12 protein-coding genes and 1 pseudogene are annotated in these 17,931 nt (G+C 69.3%); 8 read left to right on the top strand and 5 right to left on the bottom strand.

Annotation, left to right across the window (positions count from 1 at the left end; genetic code table 11):
- The first annotated feature begins 228 nt into the window (after positions 1-228).
- From G6O54_RS34370 to G6O54_RS34355, 4 genes are all read left to right on the top strand, one after another.
- Entirely contained in the window at positions 229-2,187 is a 1,959-nt protein-coding gene (locus tag G6O54_RS34370) for an Nramp family divalent metal transporter (protein ID WP_165234612.1), read from the top strand.
- A gap of 93 nt (positions 2,188-2,280) precedes the next feature.
- Positions 2,281-2,811 carry a GNAT family N-acetyltransferase gene (locus G6O54_RS34365; RefSeq protein ID WP_165234610.1) on the top strand — a complete coding sequence of 177 codons (531 nt, stop codon included), beginning with the start codon at positions 2,281-2,283 and terminating at the stop codon, positions 2,809-2,811.
- A gap of 193 nt (positions 2,812-3,004) precedes the next feature.
- On the top strand, positions 3,005-4,270 hold the full coding sequence (locus G6O54_RS34360) for a M16 family metallopeptidase (protein ID WP_250847227.1): 1,266 nt from the start codon (positions 3,005-3,007) through the stop codon (positions 4,268-4,270).
- A 44-nt stretch (positions 4,271-4,314) separates the two neighbouring features.
- Entirely contained in the window at positions 4,315-5,553 is a 1,239-nt protein-coding gene (locus tag G6O54_RS34355; protein ID WP_165234608.1) for a M16 family metallopeptidase, read from the top strand.
- A 111-nt stretch (positions 5,554-5,664) separates the two neighbouring features.
- Here the strand turns inward: G6O54_RS34355 and G6O54_RS34350 are convergent, their stop codons facing one another.
- Complete coding sequence (locus G6O54_RS34350; RefSeq protein ID WP_165234606.1) at positions 5,665-7,284, bottom strand: hypothetical protein; 1,620 nt, start codon at positions 7,282-7,284, stop codon at positions 5,665-5,667.
- 1,494 nt (positions 7,285-8,778) lie between these two features.
- On the opposite strand from G6O54_RS34350, the gene G6O54_RS34345 reads away from it, so the two are divergent.
- Positions 8,779-10,077, top strand: a complete 1,299-nt coding sequence (locus G6O54_RS34345; protein ID WP_165234604.1) for a citrate synthase — start codon at positions 8,779-8,781, stop codon at positions 10,075-10,077.
- 182 nt (positions 10,078-10,259) lie between these two features.
- Entirely contained in the window at positions 10,260-12,020 is a 1,761-nt protein-coding gene (locus G6O54_RS34340; RefSeq protein WP_165234588.1) for a serine/threonine-protein kinase, read from the top strand.
- A gap of 4 nt (positions 12,021-12,024) precedes the next feature.
- Here G6O54_RS34340 and G6O54_RS34335 read toward each other — a convergent pair whose 3' ends face one another.
- From G6O54_RS34335 to G6O54_RS34320, 4 genes are read right to left on the bottom strand one after another with little or no spacing between them, the layout of a single operon-like run.
- Positions 12,025-13,059 carry a 1-acyl-sn-glycerol-3-phosphate acyltransferase gene (locus G6O54_RS34335; protein WP_165234585.1) on the bottom strand — a complete coding sequence of 345 codons (1,035 nt, stop codon included), beginning with the start codon at positions 13,057-13,059 and terminating at the stop codon, positions 12,025-12,027.
- Complete coding sequence (locus G6O54_RS34330; protein WP_165234582.1) at positions 13,056-13,829, bottom strand: metallophosphoesterase family protein; 774 nt, start codon at positions 13,827-13,829, stop codon at positions 13,056-13,058. The genes G6O54_RS34335 and G6O54_RS34330 overlap by 4 nt, the downstream gene beginning before the upstream one ends.
- A 54-nt stretch (positions 13,830-13,883) precedes the next feature.
- Positions 13,884-15,776, bottom strand: a complete 1,893-nt coding sequence (gene asnB, locus G6O54_RS34325; protein ID WP_165234579.1) for an asparagine synthase (glutamine-hydrolyzing) — start codon at positions 15,774-15,776, stop codon at positions 13,884-13,886.
- 7 nt (positions 15,777-15,783) lie between these two features.
- Positions 15,784-16,269, bottom strand: a complete 486-nt coding sequence (locus G6O54_RS34320) for a VanZ family protein (protein WP_165234576.1) — start codon at positions 16,267-16,269, stop codon at positions 15,784-15,786.
- Positions 16,270-17,247: 978 nt separating this feature from the next.
- Here G6O54_RS34320 and G6O54_RS34315 point away from each other — a divergent pair.
- Both G6O54_RS34315 and G6O54_RS34310 read left to right on the top strand, forming a co-directional pair.
- A complete protein-coding gene (locus G6O54_RS34315) occupies positions 17,248-17,556 on the top strand; it encodes a transposase (RefSeq protein WP_165234573.1) in 309 nt (102 codons plus the stop codon).
- Between the two features lie 149 nt (positions 17,557-17,705).
- Positions 17,706-17,931 (top strand): annotated as a pseudogene (locus G6O54_RS34310) (IS3 family transposase); the annotation flags it as partial.

Raw genomic sequence — 17,931 nt, 5'->3', positions numbered from 1 at the left:
TGACGATCGTGGTCACTCATGCTTGCGTGGCCATGCCGGCTGTCAACTCTCGAGAGCCGAATTCTCACCGTCTCGGGATGATGCCGTATCGCGGTGGGTTTTTGGATGCCAAAAATTATGATTTTGAGTCTAAACACATGGGTTGCAGGCGACCGAAAAATCGGTTAGATGTCATGAAGGGCGTGGAAGCGGCCGGAACAGCGGCGCGGGAACCGAGAAAGAGGACGCATGGCAGTCGTCGAGACGGGTTCATCGCGGCATTCGCTCGACGAGGTCCACGGGACGATCGAGGTCCCGCAGGCTTCGGGGAGGTGGCAAAGGCTGCGCCGGCTGTTCACATTCCTCGGGCCGGCCTATCTGGTGAGCGTCGGGTACATGGACCCGGGGAACTGGGCGACGGACCTCGAGGGGGGGGCGAGGTTCGGATATGCCCTGATCTGGGTGCTGCTGATGTCCAACCTGATGGCGGTGCTGCTGCAAACGCTCGCGGCGCGCCTCGGGGTGGTGACGGGGCACGACCTGGCGCAGGCCTGTCGTGCGGAGTATTCGCGGCCAGTCAGCGTGCTCCTCTGGATCCTGGCCGAGGTGGCCATCGCGGCGACCGACCTGGCGGAGATCCTGGGGACGATCATCGCGCTCAAGCTGCTGTTCAACATCGACCTGCTGTGGGGATGCCTGATCACGGCGTTCGACACGTTCGCCCTGCTCTACCTCCAGCGGTGGGGGATGCGGCAGATGGAGGCCGTGATCCTGGTGCTGGTGGCGATCATCGGCGGCTGCTTCCTGATCCAGCTCTTCCAGGCGGGCCCGGATCCGGCCGGGATCGTCTCGGGCCTCCGCCCGAGCCTGCCGCCCGGGGCGCTCTTCGTGGCGATCGGGATCCTCGGCGCCACGGTGATGCCCCACAACCTCTATCTCCATTCCGCGCTGGTGCAGACGCGGAGGATCGGGTCGGACAACGACAGCCGCCAGTCGGCCTGCAAGTACTTCCTGGTCGATTCGGCGATCGCGCTCAACGCGGCGTTCCTGGTGAATGCGGCGATCCTGATCCTCAGCGCCGCGGCGTTTCACAGCCGGGGCGTGGAGGTCGTCTCGATCCAGCAGGCGTACGAGCTCCTGCCCAGGTTCCTGGGCAAGGCCGCGCCGATCCTGTTCGGCGTGGCCCTGCTCTGTGCCGGGCAGAGTTCCACGCTGACGGGGACGCTGTCCGGCCAGATCGTCATGGAGGGATTCCTCCACCTTCGAATCGCGCCGTGGTTGAGGCGGCTGACGACCCGGCTGATCGCGCTGCTCCCCGCGGTCCTGGTGATCTGGCTCGCGGGCGAGGAGTCGACCCAGCATTTGCTGGTCCTCAGCCAGGTCATCCTCAGCCTCCAGCTCCCCTTCGCCGTGATCCCGCTGATCCACTTCACCTCGAATCGGAGGAACATGGGGGTCCTGGCGACCCCGCTGTGGGGGCGAATCCTGGCCTGGGCGACGGCCGCGATCATCGTGGCGCTGAACGCGAAGCTCGTGTTCGACCAGGGGGTGGGATGGGTGGAGTCGGCCCTCGCCTCGGGGGCGGCGCTGGGGCCGGTCCCGGTCGGCTGGCTGCTGGCCCTGGTGCTGATCGTCGCCACCGCGCTCGTGGGCGGATTGCTGGCGTGGATCGCCTTCTGGCCGGTCATCCACGCCTCGACCTCGTGGGCCCCCCCCGCCAGCGTCGCGATGGACTGGGGCGAGGCCCTCCGTGCCAGGCCGCTGGGGAAGATCGGCGTGGCCCTGGAGCACGGCGAGGGGGATGCGGCCATCCTGGGCCGGGCGCTGGCGGTGGCCCAGGGGGAGGCGCAGGCCGCGGAGCTCGTCCTGCTCCACGTGGTGGATACGCCCCTCACGGTCATCCACGGCGTCGAGACCGCGGATCGGGAGACGGACGCGGACGCGAAGTACCTGGGCGAGCTGGTCCAGACCCTCCGCGAGCGTGGCTTTCGCGCCCGATCGGTGCTGCTGCACGGGCCGGATCCGGCGGGCCAGCTCGTCGCCCACCTGCGGCAGGATCCGGTCGACCTGCTGGTGGTGGGCTCGCACGGCCACGGGCTGGTCCGCGACCTCCTCCTGGGCCAGACGGTCGACCGGGTCCGCCACGGCCTGAACATCCCGATGCTCATCACCCGCCCCGGGGCCGACGAGCAATCGAGGCCGGAGTGATTGACCTTGGTTCGCCGCCGGCCTTAGAATGCGATTCGGCCCGATGATCGTGGCGGCAGCGACCGGGCGACATGATCCTGTGCCCCATGTCTCATGGCGATCACGTACTACAAACGGCTGCGGATGGAACTGGACCTGGACGAGCCGATCGGGCCGATCGCGCTCCCCGATCCGTTCACCTGGATCGCCTGGGACGAGTCCCTGCTGGCGCTCCACGCCGACGTCAAGTATCGGAGCTTCCGGGGGGAGATCGATGCCTACGTCTTCCCCTGCCTGGGGGATCGCTACGGCTGCCAGCGGCTGATGCGAGAGATCCGTCGCAAGCCGGGATTCCTCCCCGGCGCGACCTGGCTGATCGCCGGCCCGGACGGATGCGTGGGGACGGTCCAGGGGGTCCTCGATCACGGCCCGATCGGGGCGATCCAGAACCTCGGCGTGGTCCCCGAACACCGGGGCAAGGGCCTGGGACGGGCCCTGGCGCGGGGGGCCCTCGCCGGCTTCCAGGGGGCCGGGCTGCGGCGTGCCTATCTCGAGGTGACCGCCGAGAATCGATCCGCCCTGATGCTCTACCGCAGCCTCGGCTTCCGCAAGGCCAGGACCCTGTACAAGGCCGTCGACGGATAGCCGCCCCCGATCGCCGATCCGGACAGGGAAGTAGGCGAGAGGCGATGGGATTTGCTATCTTCAGGATCGGGATAGGAGTGCGGTGGCCGGCGAGACAGCCGCGGCGTCGCCTCGCGTGGTCTCGAATTTCAGATCGCTCCGCGCTCCGAGCGCGGCTCGGGGGCGATCGGCGCCAAGAATCACGAGGATTCGAGTGACCTCAACAGCCCCGGAATTGGTCCACCACCACCGCTATTCGAACGGGCTGGTCCTGGTCGCAGAGTCCATACCGGGCGTCCAGTCGGCGGCCTTCACCCTGCTGATCCCCGCCGGCGCCGCCTACGAGGCGGCCGAGGACCTGAAGATCGGCGGCGGCGCCGCGACGATGATCGCCGAGTGGATCATCCGGGGCGCGGGGGATCGAGACAGCCGGGAGGTCCTCTCGGCGCTCGACAACCTCGGCGTCAGCCACGGCGAGAGCGCCCAGACGCTCCACACCAGCGTCTCCGCGGCGACGCTGGGGCGGAACCTGATCCCGGCCCTGGAGGTCTTCGCGGACATCATCCTCCGGCCCCACCTCGACGAGGACGAGGTCGAGCCGATCCGGGCGCTCTGCACCCAGACCCTGCGAAGCCTCGAGGACGACCCCGGAACGAAGGTGATATTCGAGCTCCGGAGGCGGCATTTCCCCGAGCCGTGGGGCCGCCCGTCTCCCGGCACGCTGGAGGGGATCTCCGGCCTGACCGCGGACGACCTGCGGCGGTTCCATCGGGCGGCGTATCGGCCCAACGGCGCGATCCTCGGCGTGGCCGGGGCCATCGACTGGCCCCTGCTCCGGGATGCGGTGGGCCGCCTCCTCGGCGACTGGGAGCCGCGGCCCGAACCGCGGCTGCCGGAGCAGGCCAGCGGCCCGCTCAGCGATCACATCGTCCGCGAGACCCAGCAGATCCAGATCGCCTTCGCGTTCCCCTCCGAGGTCGTCACCAGCCCCGACTACTACAAGGCCCGGGCCGCGGTCGCGGTCCTGGGGGGATACTCGTCGGCCCGGCTCTTCACCGAGGTCCGCGAGAAGCGCGGGCTCTGCTACTCGGTCTACTCCACCTACGAGAGCCAGCGGGACCGGGCCGCGGCCCTCTGCCATGCGGGGACCTCGACCGACCGCGCCCAGGAGACCCTCGACGTCATGTCGGAGGAGATCCGGCGGCTGGCCCGCGGCGGGATCGAGCCCGACGAGCTGGAGACGATGCGAGCCGGGCTCAAGAGCTCGCTGATCATGGCGCAGGAGTCGAGCATGAGCCGCTCCAGCGGCCTCGCCTCGGACTGGTATTTCCTCGGCCGGGTCCGACCCATCGAGGAGATCTCCGCGGAGCTGGACCGGCTGACGCCCGAGAGCGTCTCCGCCCACGCGGCGACCTTCCCCGACGCCGCCGGCATCACCATGCTGACGCTCGGGCCGACGCCGCTGCGATGGCCCCGCTAGTGCCCGAACGTCGTCCCCCTCTCCGCCCGTCCGAGGACCGAACCATGCCCTTCCACCACGCCAGGCTCGAGAACGGACTCGAGGTCATCGCCGAGCTCAACGACCAGGCCCATTCGGTGGCCGCCGGCTTCTTCGTCAAGGCGGGGAGCCGCGACGAATCCGCCGAGGTCGCCGGCGTCTCCCACTTCCTCGAGCACATGACGTTCAAGGGGACGGAGCGCCGCGACGCCCTGGCCGTCAATCGCGACTTCGACCGGGTGGGGGCGAAGCACAACGCCCAGACGTCGGAGGAGGACACGTTCTATCACGTGACCTGCCTGCCCGAGTACCTGCCCGCCTGCTTCGACGTCCTCTCGGACATCCTCCGGCCGACCCTCCGCGAGGAGGACTTCGAAACCGAGAAGCAGGTGATCATCGAAGAAATCCGAATGTACATGGATAATCCGATGTCGGTGGCCTACGAGGCCGCCAAGTCGGCGCACTTCGGCCGCCACCCGCTGGGCAACAGCATCCTCGGCAGCGTCCAGTCGATCACCGACATGAAGGTCGACGCGATGCGCTCCTACTTCCGCGACCACTATTGCCCCTCCAACATCGTCCTCGGCTTCGCCGGCAGGGGACGCTGGGAGGACCTCCTGGCGATGGCGAGCGATCGTTGCGGCGACTGGTCGGGCGGCTCGACGAGCCGGCTGGCGGACCCGGTCCGGGGGGCCGCGGCCGTCCGGCAGATCGTCCGCGAGGAGGACCTCCAGCAGACGGTCGTCGGGGTCTCCGACGCCCCCCCCCTGGAGACGGAGGACCGCTACGCCGCCCACCTCCTGGCCACCGTCCTGGGCGACCATACCGGCTCGCGCCTCTACTGGACCCTCATCGACCCGGGCCTGGCCGACGGCGCCGGGCTCTCCTACCAGGACTACAATCAGGCCGGCACGTTCTTCACGTTCCTGAGCTGCGAGCCCGAGGAGGCGGACGCGAATCTCTCCCGGATCGAGGACGTCTACCGGACCGTGATGGACTCCGGCGTCACCGCCGAGGAGCTCGAACAGGCGAAGAACAAGGTCCTGGCTCGTTCGGTCTTGCGGAGCGAGCGACCGATGGGGCGGCTGGCCTCGCTCGGCTTCCACTGGATGTACCGCCACGCCTACCTCACGGTCGAGCAGGAGCTCGACGCCTTCTCCCGCGTCAGCCTCGATGACCTCCGCCGCCTCCTCCGCGAGTATCCCCTCTGCCCCATGACCGTGGTCTCGGTCGGCCCCACGACCGCCCCGGGCGAATCGAAGTAAGCCGCAACGGGCGCATGGAAAAGCCCCCGCGAACCCGGTCGCGGGGGCTTTCCTGGACGGGACGTCAGGGCCGAGTCGCCCTCGGCCCCGAACCGAAGGACCGGTCGCGCCTCAGAGTCCGCTGAGGTCGGCGGCGGTGACGCGGATGCCCTTCCTGAGCCCGAGGGTCTTGACGACCTCCTCGGTGGCGGGGACGGTGAGGCTGCGTCGGGGTGCGATGCTGATGCCGGTGAGGTCGCGGGGCTTCTGGGCCTCGCCGACCTCCGATCCGGTCATGGCCAGGCCGTTGAGGACCAGGGGCGAGGCGTTGTCGATGCGGACCTGGTAGGTGGGCTTGCCCTTGACGGTGGGCCCGCGCTTCAACTGGGCGCGGACCAGGCGTCCGAGGACGCCCTCGGCGAGGGCGTCGCCGAGCTTGGAGGGGTCGTCGGTGGCGGGGACGGAGAACTTGCCGTAGGGGACCCACTTGCCGGCGGTGCCGTCGCTGCTGATGACCTGGACCGAGGCCCCCTCGGTCGTGAGCCGGACGCGGCAGGCGACGGCGGGGCCTTCGGGCTGCTCGGGGATGCCGAGCTTGGTGGCCAGGCCGAGGAAGGAGTGGGTCTCCAGGGCCTTGGCCAGGTCGGCGGCCTTGGCCTTGAGGGCGGGCTCGGAGGCCTCGACGGAGAAGAGGATGAGGCCGGACTCCTTGTCGTCGAGGAGGTCGAGGCGGTCGACGAACTCCTGGGCCAGGGAGAGCTCGTGGGGGTTGGACCAGCGGGAGGACATCTGGGCGATCTGCGACCAGTCGAGGCCGGAGGTGAGGCGCCAGAGGACCAGTTGGCTGACGGTCTCGGGGGCCTTCTCGGCCTGGAGCCGCTTGAGGGCCTTCTGGGTCCTGGGGTCGGCGTTGGTCTGGGAGACGTCGAGCAACTGGAGGGGTTCGCCCTTGGCCGGGAGGCTGAGGCCGGACTGGGAGTTGGGGTCGGGCTGGGAGAGGCTGACCAGGCGGGTGGGGAGCTCGCGCTTCTGGCCGGGCTTGAGGTTGGCGAAGGGGAGGCTGGTGGGTGGTACGGACCGCATGCCGCCCATGCCGCCCATGCCGCCCATGCCACCACCCATGCCGCCCATCCCACCCATGCCGCCCATGCCACCGCCCATGCCACCCATGCCGCCCATCATGCCCACGGCGAGCGAGCGCTGGTCCCAACTATCGTAGTCGCCGCAGAGGTACATGATCAGGCGGGAGAGCATCATCATGCCCATCGACGCCGGCATCACGCCGCCGCCGCCGCCGCCGCGCATGCCGCCGCCCATGCCGCCACCCATTCCACCCATGCCGCCCATGCCGCCGCCCATACCACCGCCCATGCCGCCACCCATACCACCCATGCCGCCGCCCATGCCGCCCATGCCGCCGCCCATGCCACCCATGCCGCCCATCTGGCCGCTGGCGCCCTGGGCGATGAGGCCGGGGGGCAGGACGACGCGGAGCTGGCGCCGGGTCTGGTTGGTGACGGCGACGGTCATGCGGCCATCACCGCGGCCCTCCGCCTGCACCGCCACCAGCCCCTCGTCCATCGCATCGAGGAGGCTGTAGGTCGGAATGTCCTCCTCGGACTTCGCCGCAATCCGGGGGGGCACCTTGGCCGTGCCGGTGGATTTCGCGTCGTCCGCCCTCGAATCGGACGGGGACAGAGTCAGCAGAAATCCGCCTGCGATCGCGATGTGAGAAAGTGCTTGAAGTTGCATCGTTATCACCTCGTCATGTCATGATTGTCCGGAAGTTCGCCGCATGTTCCTGGGAATCGGGGCGTGCGACCTCGGCGCCCGCACGGCCGCTCGAATCGGAGCGGCCGCGGCGCGTGAGGCCACGACGACGACTTTTTGACGGCACTTTGCCGAATGGAGGGCTGCGGGGCGTGGGCGAGGAACTCCACGCGAGCGTGGAATTCGATCGGCCTTTCACTCTCGTCCCGATCCTTGCTCGTCGCGGAGCCCAACCCGCGGCGATCATCCGGGGCTCAGAGAGCTAGACGTCGAGGCTCGGAGTGTTATTTGGCCCGGCCTCGCGCGAAGTCCGTCGACTCGGGCGTGACTTCTCGTGAGCGCCGCGCGACGACTATCCCCCTTATCAGCGTCCAAGCCGGCCGTTCGGGCAGGAGAAAAGGCCAGCCTCCCGGAGGTTGTCCGACCCGACCGGGACGCGGGACGAATGATCTCGACCTCCCCCGGAAGCCATGCGCCTGAGCCGGCGCAGGCGATCGGCCGAGGAGATTGCGGTCATCCGCGACGGTCCCGAATCGGGGTCGGATGCCGGGTTGCGGCGGGAACGACCGAACGTGAGGGGGTGGAGGATCCGCGATCCTCCGCGCGCGATCCGGCACTCCGGCCGCGCCGAGAGTCCTAGCAGCGAAGCGGGGTCGTCACCTGAGCGCGAGCGACGAGGCCGCGCGTCTGGCCCAGGTGGACCGGCGCGATGCCGACTTGCTCGCGAACGTCGGGGGCGGTGCCATTCGGAGGATCGGCGACGGGGGGCCGGGGCAGGATCGCCCGCACGCGAACGACGCGATGGGAGGCCTGCGTCGGAATCGCACGCGGTCTTGTTCCGTGCGATCGGGCTGTGCCGATGGCGTGAAGCGGGGACGGGGAAACGCGGTGCCCGTACCGGTCGTGCCCTTCGGGGACCGCCGGGATGAAGAGCACGAGGCAGAGGAGGAGCCGAGCGCCGGCGCGTAATCCGCCTCGCGAGCGGGCGACGGAACAGTGAGCGGAGACGTTGTCGGTCATCACGGAGCCTCCGACTCCTCGGTCGCAAATGTCAAGGAGGCGCCGTTCTGGCTCATGGCGAATCTTCCCGGGTGTTGAGCCACCCGCGAGGGGACGACGGAAGGTCACCAGGGGCGAGTCGGACCGGACGGGTCGATTCCCGGGCTCGCTCACGAGAGTATAACCCATGAATCTCCCGAGCAAGTCGTCGGGACCGAGCCCGGGCGGAATTGGCGTTCGGCGGGGCGCTCGGCCTCGACGCAAACCGAGATCGATCATCGCGATCGAGACCGGGTTATGCAACCCGAATGAGGAAATTGCAGCGAATTGCGACGGGCCGAGCCCGCCTGGTGCGGTCGCGGACCCCGACGGAATTGGGGCGCCGGAGGGGGCCTCATTCACCACCCGTCCGAATGGATGTAGAATAGACCATTCGCATCGTGTCCCCTCGCGGCTCGGAAGGTTGGAGATCAGGCGATGACCAGGACCGCAACCCTGACGTTCGATGGTCGAGAGCTCAAGCTCCCGGTCGTCGAGGGCACCGAAGGAGAACTCGCTCTCGACATCTCCGAGCTGCGCGCCCGCCTCGGGCTGATCACGCTGGATCCCGGCTTCGGCAACACCGGGGCCTGCACCAGCGCGATCACGTTCATCGACGGCGAGAAGGGCATCCTCCGCTATCGAGGGATCCCGATCGAGCAGCTCGCGGAGCACTCCACCTTCACCGAGACCGCCTGGCTCCTGATCCACGGCCGACTGCCCAACGGCACGGAGCTCGCCCTCTTCCGGGAGCAGCTCACGCGGCACGCCGCCCTCCACGAGGCCTTCAAGCACCACTTCGAAGGATTCCTCGTCGATGCCCCTCCGATGGCGATGCTCTCCGCCATGATCAACACGCTCTCCTGCTTCCCGAGGCGGTGGAACTCCTCCCCCGCCGAGACCCCGGAGGACGAGTTCTACGAGGAGGCCGCGCGGCTGATCAGCAAGGTCCGGACGATCGCCGCCTATTCCTACCGCCGGTCGATGGGGCTGCCGTTCATCTATCCCGACCCGAAGCTGCCCTACGTCGCGAACTTCCTCCACATGATGTTCTCGATGCCCTACGAGCAGCATGTCGCCAGCCCCGAGGTCGTCGAGGCCCTCAACCTGATCCTCCTGCTCCACGCCGACCACGAGCAGAACTGCAGCACCTCGACGGTCCGGGTCGTCGGCTCCAGCCAGGCCAATCTCTTCGCCTCGTGCGCGGCCGCCGTCGGGGCCCTCTGGGGGCCGCTCCACGGCGGGGCGAACGTGGCCGTGCTGGAGATGCTCGCCAAGATCCACCACGGCGGGCTCTCCGCCGACCAGGCGATCAAGCTGGCGAAGGACTCCAAGAGCGGATTCAAGCTCATGGGCTTCGGCCACCGCGTCTACAAGAACTTCGACCCCAGGGCGATCATCCTCAAGCGCGCGGCGGACCGGGTCCTCGCCCAGCTCGGCGTCAACGACCCGCTCCTGGATGTCGCCAGGCAGCTCGAGGAGAAGGCCCTCTCCGACCCCTACTTCGTCGAGAGGAAGCTCTACCCCAACGTCGATTTCTACAGCGGCATCATCATGAGGGCCATCGGCATCCCGATCAACATGTTCACGGTGATCTTCGCCATCGGCCGGATGCCCGGCTGGATCGCCCAGTGGTCGGAGCAGCACGCCGACTCGAAGGCCCGGATCGCCCGGCCGCGGCAGGTTTACGTCGGTAATCAAATCTCGGACTATGTTCCGATCGGGGATCGAAAGTAAGATAGCGAGGAGGCGACGAGGTCCATTGCTCGCCCGCTCGCCGATCCTTGGGGCGGGACGCGTCCGGACGGGCGTCTCCACTTCGGCGGGCTGAGTTCGCGGACATTTTCCCGAAAGAGGGCTCGATGACTCTCCCTGGCAGGGCAAATCCGTGTCCCCCGCCAGGGCGATTCTGGGAAGCGGTGCTGCGAGCCTCCTGGACGGACGCCGAGCGGTTCCACGTCGCCGAATGCCCGAGCTGCCAGGCCATGGAGCGTCGATTGAAGGCGACCCTCGCGGACGCCCACCGGATCGCCTCCGAATCTCCCCCGAGCCCGGACCCGCGAGCCGAGGGAGGCTCGCCCGACGCCCTGACCGAACCCACCCCGGCACCGGGCACCACCGGCGTCCAGATCAGCGGCCGGCCGCCCGAGTCCGAGGCGGCCGGCGACGGGCTCCGATGGCCCGGGGTGGGGGATGATCCGGACGCCGATCGCGGGGGCGCGGGCTCGCTTGCCACGCCCGGCTCGGCCCACCCGGCCGACCGCGTCCGTCTGGGGCGATACGTCCTCATCCGCAAGCTCGCCCAGGGAGGGATGGCCTCGGTCTTCGAGGCCCACGACCGCGAGCTGAATCGGAGCGTGGCCCTCAAGGTCAGCGCCGCGTTCCTCGGCATGGCGCACACGCCGCGGCTCGATCGATTCCTCCGCGAGGCCAGGGTCGCGGCGGGGCTCGACCATCCGGCGCTGCTGCCCATCTACGAGGTCGGGCGGACCGGAGACACCCTCTACATCGCCAGCCGCTTCGTCGACGGCACGGACCTCAACCAGCGAATCCAGGAACAGGGCCCCCTCCCCTGGCGCGAGGCCCTCGGCATCGTCGAGCAGATCGCCGAGGGCGTGGCCCACGCCCACGAGCGGGGGATCATCCACCGCGACATCAAGCCCTCGAATATCCTCCTCGATCGGGACGGGAAGCCGTACCTCGCCGATTTCGGCCTGGCCCGATCGTTCCAGGACGACGGGGAACTCTCGCTCACCCGAGAAGGGGTCATCGTGGGGACCCCCACGTACATGGCCCCGGAGCAGGCCATGGGCCAGGTCGACCGTCAGGGCCCCGCGATGGATGTCTACGGCCTGGGCGCGACCCTCTACGCGTTGCTCACCGGCCGCCCTCCGTTCCGCGGCTCGAATGCCATCGACACGATCCGCCGCGCCGTCGAGACCGACCCGGCCCCCCCCAGGGCCATCAACTCGGGCCTCCCCCGCGACCTCGACGTCGTCTGCATGAAGGCCATGGCCCGGGATCCTCGGCTCCGGCACGATTCCGCCCGCGCCCTGGCCAACGACCTCCGTGCCATCCTCGCCGGCACCCCCCTGCCCCCGACGCGTTCGCCCCGCCGCGATCTGCTCCGGTGGCCCGCATCGGGACGGCAGGGGCTCCCCTGGGCCCTCGCCGCGACGACCATCCTCCTGGTCGTGCCGCGATTCTACCTCGCCGGGCCGGCGGGAGAGCCCGATTCGACCCGCGCCTCGCCGGCCGGGCCGGTGGCCGGGCCGGTGTTCATCGCCGCCGAGGCCGAGGCCGAGGCCGGGGCCGGGGCCGCGACGGCCCTCGACGAGACGCTCGCGGACGCCGTGGAATGGTCCGGCCTGAGAAACCTCCGGGCCGCCGAGCAGGCCGCGCTCCGCGATGTCGACGGCGTTCGTTCCCGCCATGAGCTGATCCGAGCCCTGACCGTCCATGGACACTGCCGGGCACTGAGGCGGAGGCCGGCCGATGCCGTGCCCTCGTACCTCCGGGCCATCGAGCTCCTCAAGGCGCTCCGGTCCCAGGCGCCTGATGAAGTCGGCTACCGGGAGGAACTGGCCGAGCTCTACCGGGTCGCCATCGCCGCCCTCGGCGCCGCCGGCCGCGGCGACGAGGCCGCCGCGCTCGAGCGGGACGCCGCGGCCGTGCGATAAGGACTCAGGCCGGCGCCTGGCCACGACGGTCGATCTCCCGTTCGTCAGGCCCCAACCTCACGAATCCATCGGGATCGATCGACGCGGACCGCCCCGTGTCCTGCCATCCCGGCCGGCCGGCGACGCGGGCTTCCAGCCGGCCGAAGACCCCCGGACCCAGCACGATCCCGGTCGGATCGACGACGCGGAGCGCCACCCCGGGCAGCGGACGGCCGACGGTCCCCTCCCGCCCGCCCGGCTGGGTCACGGTCCCGTCCGTCACGTCGGGGGTCGAGCCCGTCAACGGGCCGAGGGTCGGGTGTCGGAGTTCCCCCAGGCCCGGGTCGATGGTCTCGAGTTCCGGGGCCGGCGGCTTCAGGGCCTCGGCCGCGGCGACCCCCGCCTCGAGGACCGCCTGACGCACGCCGAATGCCGAGATCGGCGGCGAGACGCGGGGGCCGAACGCCACCACGACGGTCCGCCGCAGTCTCCGTCGCGGCTTGCCGAAGAACCGGCCGCCGGAGAAGCTGAAGTTGCTCCCCCACACGTTGTGGATGAACGCCGGGATCACGATCACGTCCTCACGCCCGGACAGGATGACCTCGAGCCCGCGATGAAACGGGCCGGTCAGGCCGTTGCGGCTGATCTGGGCCTCCGGGAAGATCCCCAGCACCTCTCCCCGATCGAGCAGCGCGCGGCACTCCTCGATCAGGATCCGGCGGGCCCTCGGCCCCGACGACGGCACCGGCACCAGGCCGATCCACCGGGCCCAGCGGCCGAGGAACGGCAGGCTCACGTAATCCGCATGGATGAGCGCGTTCCCGCGCCGCGGGCAGGAGGCGGCCAGGAACGGGCCGTCGAGCCACGAGAGGTGGTTCATCGCGATCAGCACGGCACCCGTCCTCGGCACGTTCTCCGCGCCGATCACCCGCAGCCGATACCGAACCGCGAGCACCGCGCGAAGGAGCGGCTGGACGAGCCATCGGAGCGCGAAGAGGAACGCGATCAGCAACGCCAGGCAGCCGGCCACGGCCGCCGCGACCCAGTAGACGACGATCATCGGCCGGGCCTCGTCTCTCGCCCCTCGCCGCTTCCCCGCCCCGTCGATGGGTCGTCCGTCGAATCGGGGCCCGGCGGGCCGGGCAGCCTGCCGGTGCGGAGCGAGGCGATGGTCATGTCCCTGGCCCGTCGTGGCCAGGGCATCGCCTCGATCCGCGAGACGGTCTCCTCGACCGGGTACGGGATCCGCTTCAGCTCGATCCGGTTGTCCTCGATGATCGCGTACGCGGCCCGCGGGTCGCCGTCGCGGGGCAGCCCGACGCTCCCCGGATTGAGCACCACGGTGCGGCCCACCTGGAGATTGAACTGGAGGTGGGAGTGGCCGACGCAGACGATGTCCGCCTCCGTGTCCGCGAGCCGCCGGGCCCAGACCTCCGGGTCCTTGAGCAGATACTCGTCCAGCGGGTCGCGCGGGGTGGCGTGGACCAGGAGGTAGTCCTTCCCCGCCAGGGTCGCGCGCTGGGTCACCGGGAGCTGGAGGAGGTACCGCCGCTCGTCCGGCCCGAGGGCCTCCCACATCGACGGCCGCGACACGCCGGTCAGGTAGCGGAACCCGGACTCCCCCTTCACCCGGATCCCCTGCGCAACCCCGTGATCGTGGTTCCCCCGGATCGAGTAGGTCGCGTGCTCCATGGCCCACCGGACGCACGACACCGGATCCGGCCCGTAGTCGACCAGGTCGCCGAGGCAGAGGCAGACGTCATACTCCTCGTCGATGGCCGAGAGGGCTGGCCAGTTCGCGTGGATGTCGGAAACGACCAGGATCCTCATGCCTCGCTCTCACCTCACCTCGCGTCGCGGCTCTTCACGTCGCCTCACGTCACGTCAGGTCATCCAGGCGTCGTACCAGAGCTGGAACATCAGGAGCGTCCAGAGCGGCTTCCGCTGATCGCGGACCCCGGACCGATGCTCGGCGACCCTCCGCGCGACGTCCTCCGGCCGAAAGATCCCCTGGGCCTTCAGCCTCGACGGCTCGAGCAGCCGATCCAGCAGGCCGGACAGCTCGCCGCGGAGCCAGCGGCCCACCGGGATGCCGAAGCCCTTCTTCGGCCGGCCCAGGATCGATGCCGGGAGCCTACTCGACACGGCTCGCTTGAGCAATCGCTTGCCCTGGCCGCCGGCCGACTTGAACGACGAGGGCAGGCGCTGGATCTCGTCCACCAGCCGCGCGTCCAGGAACGGCGCCCGGACCTCGAGGCCGCACGCCATGCTCGCCCGATCCACCTTGGTCAGGATGTCTTCCTGGAGGTAGGTGTCCTGGTAGAGGGCCAGCGACCGCCCCAGCGGATCCGCGAGGGGCGACAGCGTCGCGGCCAGGCCGACGTGCTCCGCCTCCACGTCGAGCGGGTCTCCGCCGTTCGTGCCGGGCAGCAGCAGCCGGCTCAGCTCCGGCCCGCTGAACGAGCCGAGCCAGCGCTGATGGGCGAGCGCGGGAGCCTCCGCCGCCCCCCGGAGGAATTGCCTGAGCTTGAAGTCGAGGCTGAGATAGCCGTAGCGGGTCGGCAGCCGGTTGACCGCGGCCTCCGCCAGGGCCCGCGCCGGCCTCGGCATCCTCCGATAGACCCCGGCGGCCCGCTCGGCCTGGAAGGTCGGATAGCCGGCGAGCAGCTCATCGGCGCCGTCGCCGCCGAGGGCCACCGTGACGGACTCGCGGGCGAACCGGCTGAGCAGGTGGGTGGGCAGGATCGACGCGTCGCCGAACGGCTCGTCCAGCCAGGTCGCCACCTCCGGCAGCAGCTCGAAGACCTTCGACACCGAGAACGTCCGCTCGTCGTGGCTGGTCCCCAGGTGCTTGGCGACGGCCCGCGCGTGGGCGCTCTCGTCGTAGTTCCGGTCCTCGAAGCCGATCGAGAACGTGCGGACGTCCCGGGCCGGGTAGAGCTCGCAGAGCGCCGCGGCCACGCTCGACGAGTCCACGCCGCCGGAGAGGAAGACGCCCAGCGGCACGTCCGACCGGCGATGGCGGGCGACCGCATCCCGGAACTCCCCCCAGAATCGCCCGGCGACCTCCTCGATCGGCGCGCCCTCCGCCGGCGTCGCCGAGACCTCCGGTCGCCAGTACGGGAGAATCCGTGTCGTCCCGTTCTCCCAGACCAGGACGTGCGCCCGGGGGAGCTTGCGCATCCCCTTCCAGATTGAATGGGGCGCCGGGATGTACTCGTAGAAGAGGTAGCGAGACAGGCTGTCCCGGTCGAGCTCCCGGCTCACGTCGGGATGCTCGAGCACCGCCTTGGGCTCGGACCCGAACGCGAGCCCCCCGCCCGGCAGCTCCGCGTAAAAGAGCGGCTTCTGACCCATCCGGTCCCGCGCCAGGACGAGCCGTCGCTTCGGTGCGTCCCAGATCGCCAGCGCGAACATGCCGTTGAGCCGGCGGACGAACTCGAGTCCTTCTTCCTCGTAGAGGTGGACGATGGTCTCGGTGTCGCTCGAGGTCCGATACGAGTGCCCCTTCGCCTCCAGCTCGGGCCGCAGGTCGAGCTCGTTGTAGAGCTCGCCGTTGTAGCTGATCCAGACCGTCCCGTCCTCGTTGCACATCGGCTGGCCGCCGCCGGCGACGTCGATGATCGAGAGCCGCCGATGCCCGAGCGCCACCTGCCCCGAGACGTGGAAGCCGTCACCATCCGGCCCGCGATGGGCCAGCACCCGCGTCATCCGCTCCACGATCGCGCGGTCCGCCGCCCATCCGTCCCGATTCACGAATCCGGCGATTCCGCACATCGAGCCCTCAATCCCCGGACGTGGCTCCGGTCGATCCCGCCGGCCGGATCTCGACGCCGGCCCTCGACCCAAGCATCATACCTCCGGCGAGCCCCGGCCGTGCAGCCATCTCCGCGCGAGCGGCCCGCCCATGCAGCCGCCGCGCGGCGAGATCGGCGGCCACCAGCCCGACCGCGTCCGCCGTCAGGTCCAGGAGGTCGAAGTTCCGGCCGGGGATCCAGATCTGCGAGACCTCCTCGGCCAGGACCAGGATGCCGATGACGGTCGTCGCCAGCAGTAAGCCCCCGCGCCCGGGCCGGAGCTTGCGACAACTCACCACCAGGTTCGCCAGCAGGCAGAGCGTGAACATGAGCGCGGCGTGGCACATCTTGTCCCCCATCGGCACCCGACTCAGCCCGCCCCAGATCCTCGGCCCCAGCCCCATGTCCGCCGCCACGATGATCGACACCAGGAACACGCAAAACACCGCGAACGCCAGCCGAATCGGGGTCATGATCGCCGCCCTCCGCTTCAGGTCTCAATCTTTGCACGCTCGATTACTTTGTCGTGCAAAGTTGATCCCGTCAACGGGCATTGAGAGAAAGCAACATCGTCGGCGGTGTCACTCTGCGTCCGAGAGTCCGGTCCAGGCCGGGTCGGGATGGAATGGGAATTGGCTTCGGTCGTCGCGCGGGCTGCTTCGAAAGGCTCGACGCAAGTCCTTGCGTCATAAGCCTCTGGTTCCGGTTTTGAATTGGCTTCGCCCCCCCGCACGGGAGTCCGAAACGACGGTCGCGCCGGTCGTCGGCCAGCCTCGGCGAACCCGCGATGCAACCCATCCTCACCGGAGCGTGGAACGAACCTTCCGCGCATCGCCCAAGACTGGCGAGCTCGTCCCAGCCCCGTCGATCGTCCCGACCGCACGTCATCGCGGCGGATCTCCTTCGGTCTCATTGTCGGCTCGTCCGAGTCGGCGCGCACGACACCCCTATCTAGAGAGTGCGCCATGTTTCGCGTTTTTTGTCACCGGCCCCCGAGTTTTCCCAGAGGTTGTTTCCACTGAAATCCGTGAAACCCGGATTTTCACGTCAGCCCATAAGGCATCCAGGGCATCGAGAGCCAGGCCCCCAGGGTGGGCATGATACGTCGAGCGGAACGCGTTCCGGGCGGGGATGGTTGAGCGCGGCAAGGAATGGCCATGGACAAGCCTGCGGGGCCACGACCTGCCGGTCCTCGATTCAGGCCCGGTGCCACGCGGTCCCGGCTCGCTCGACCATGTGAACGCACCGCTGAGGGACGGCGAGGTAAGTGCCATCCGCCCCTCCGCCGCCCGCCGGTTCCCGGCTGCTCCACACCCGCCCATTCCCCGCGTCGTCCGCCCCGCTCGTTCCTCGTTGAGCCTCGAGCCGACCGCCGACCGCTGTCTTGCTTCAGCCGGAAATGGAGAAACGCCATCGCCGAGTTATGGTAGAACTCGGCAGGAGTTCCTCCCATGCGAAAGCCGCGCAAGAACTATACGCCTGTCGAGAAGGTCGCCATCCTTCGGCGTCACCTGATCGACCAGGTGCCCGTCTCCGATCTTTGCGATGAGCACAAGCTCTCGCCCACGCTGTTCTACCTCTGGCAGAAGCAGTTCTTCGAGAACGGCTCCGCCGCCTTCGAGCGCAAGAACGCGACCTCCGACGGCCAGCTCCACCGCACCATCGCCGCGCTCCGCGACAAGCTCCAGCGCAAGAACGAGGTCGTCGCTGAATTGATGGAGGAACATATCAAACTAAAAAAAGAACTTGGGGAACTCTGACCGGGGCCTGGGTCCCCCACGACACCCGCGACGCGATCGTCGACTTCGTCCGCACCTGGTCCGATCGCGCCGAGATCCCCGCCCGGCGACTCGTCGGCTGGCTCGGCATCGCCGCCAGCAAGTTCCACGACCGGAAGGCTCGCTATGGCATGGCCAACGAGCATAACGCCCTGGTCCCCCGCGACCGGTGGCTGGAGCCGTGGGAGAAGGAGGCCATCATCGAGTTCCATCACGACCATCCCGTGGAGGGCTATCGCCGGCTCGCCTTCATGATGATCAACGCCGACGTGGTCGCCGTCAGCCCGTCGAGCGCCTATCGCGTCCTCCGCGGCGCCGGCCTGATCGACGCCCACGGGGGCAAGCCTTCGCGCAAAT

The sequence above is a fragment of the Aquisphaera insulae genome (assembly GCF_011064615.1).
Taxonomy (GTDB): domain Bacteria; phylum Planctomycetota; class Planctomycetia; order Isosphaerales; family Isosphaeraceae; genus Aquisphaera; species Aquisphaera insulae.
Note: the sequence above shows the minus strand (reverse complement) of the source record. Positions and strands in the feature narration are given on the sequence as shown.

Coding starts and splice junctions, on each gene's coding strand:
- G6O54_RS34370 (WP_165234612.1), top strand. CDS start 229: ATGGCAGTCGTCGAGACGGGTTCATCGCGGCATTCGCTCGACGAGGTC.
- G6O54_RS34365 (WP_165234610.1), top strand. CDS start 2,281: ATGGCGATCACGTACTACAAACGGCTGCGGATGGAACTGGACCTGGAC.
- G6O54_RS34355 (WP_165234608.1), top strand. CDS start 4,315: ATGCCCTTCCACCACGCCAGGCTCGAGAACGGACTCGAGGTCATCGCC.
- G6O54_RS34350 (WP_165234606.1), bottom strand. CDS start 7,284: ATGCAACTTCAAGCACTTTCTCACATCGCGATCGCAGGCGGATTTCTG.
- G6O54_RS34345 (WP_165234604.1), top strand. CDS start 8,779: ATGACCAGGACCGCAACCCTGACGTTCGATGGTCGAGAGCTCAAGCTC.
- G6O54_RS34335 (WP_165234585.1), bottom strand. CDS start 13,059: ATGATCGTCGTCTACTGGGTCGCGGCGGCCGTGGCCGGCTGCCTGGCG.
- G6O54_RS34330 (WP_165234582.1), bottom strand. CDS start 13,829: ATGAGGATCCTGGTCGTTTCCGACATCCACGCGAACTGGCCAGCCCTC.
- asnB (WP_165234579.1), bottom strand. CDS start 15,776: ATGTGCGGAATCGCCGGATTCGTGAATCGGGACGGATGGGCGGCGGAC.
- G6O54_RS34320 (WP_165234576.1), bottom strand. CDS start 16,269: ATGACCCCGATTCGGCTGGCGTTCGCGGTGTTTTGCGTGTTCCTGGTG.
- G6O54_RS34315 (WP_165234573.1), top strand. CDS start 17,248: ATGCGAAAGCCGCGCAAGAACTATACGCCTGTCGAGAAGGTCGCCATC.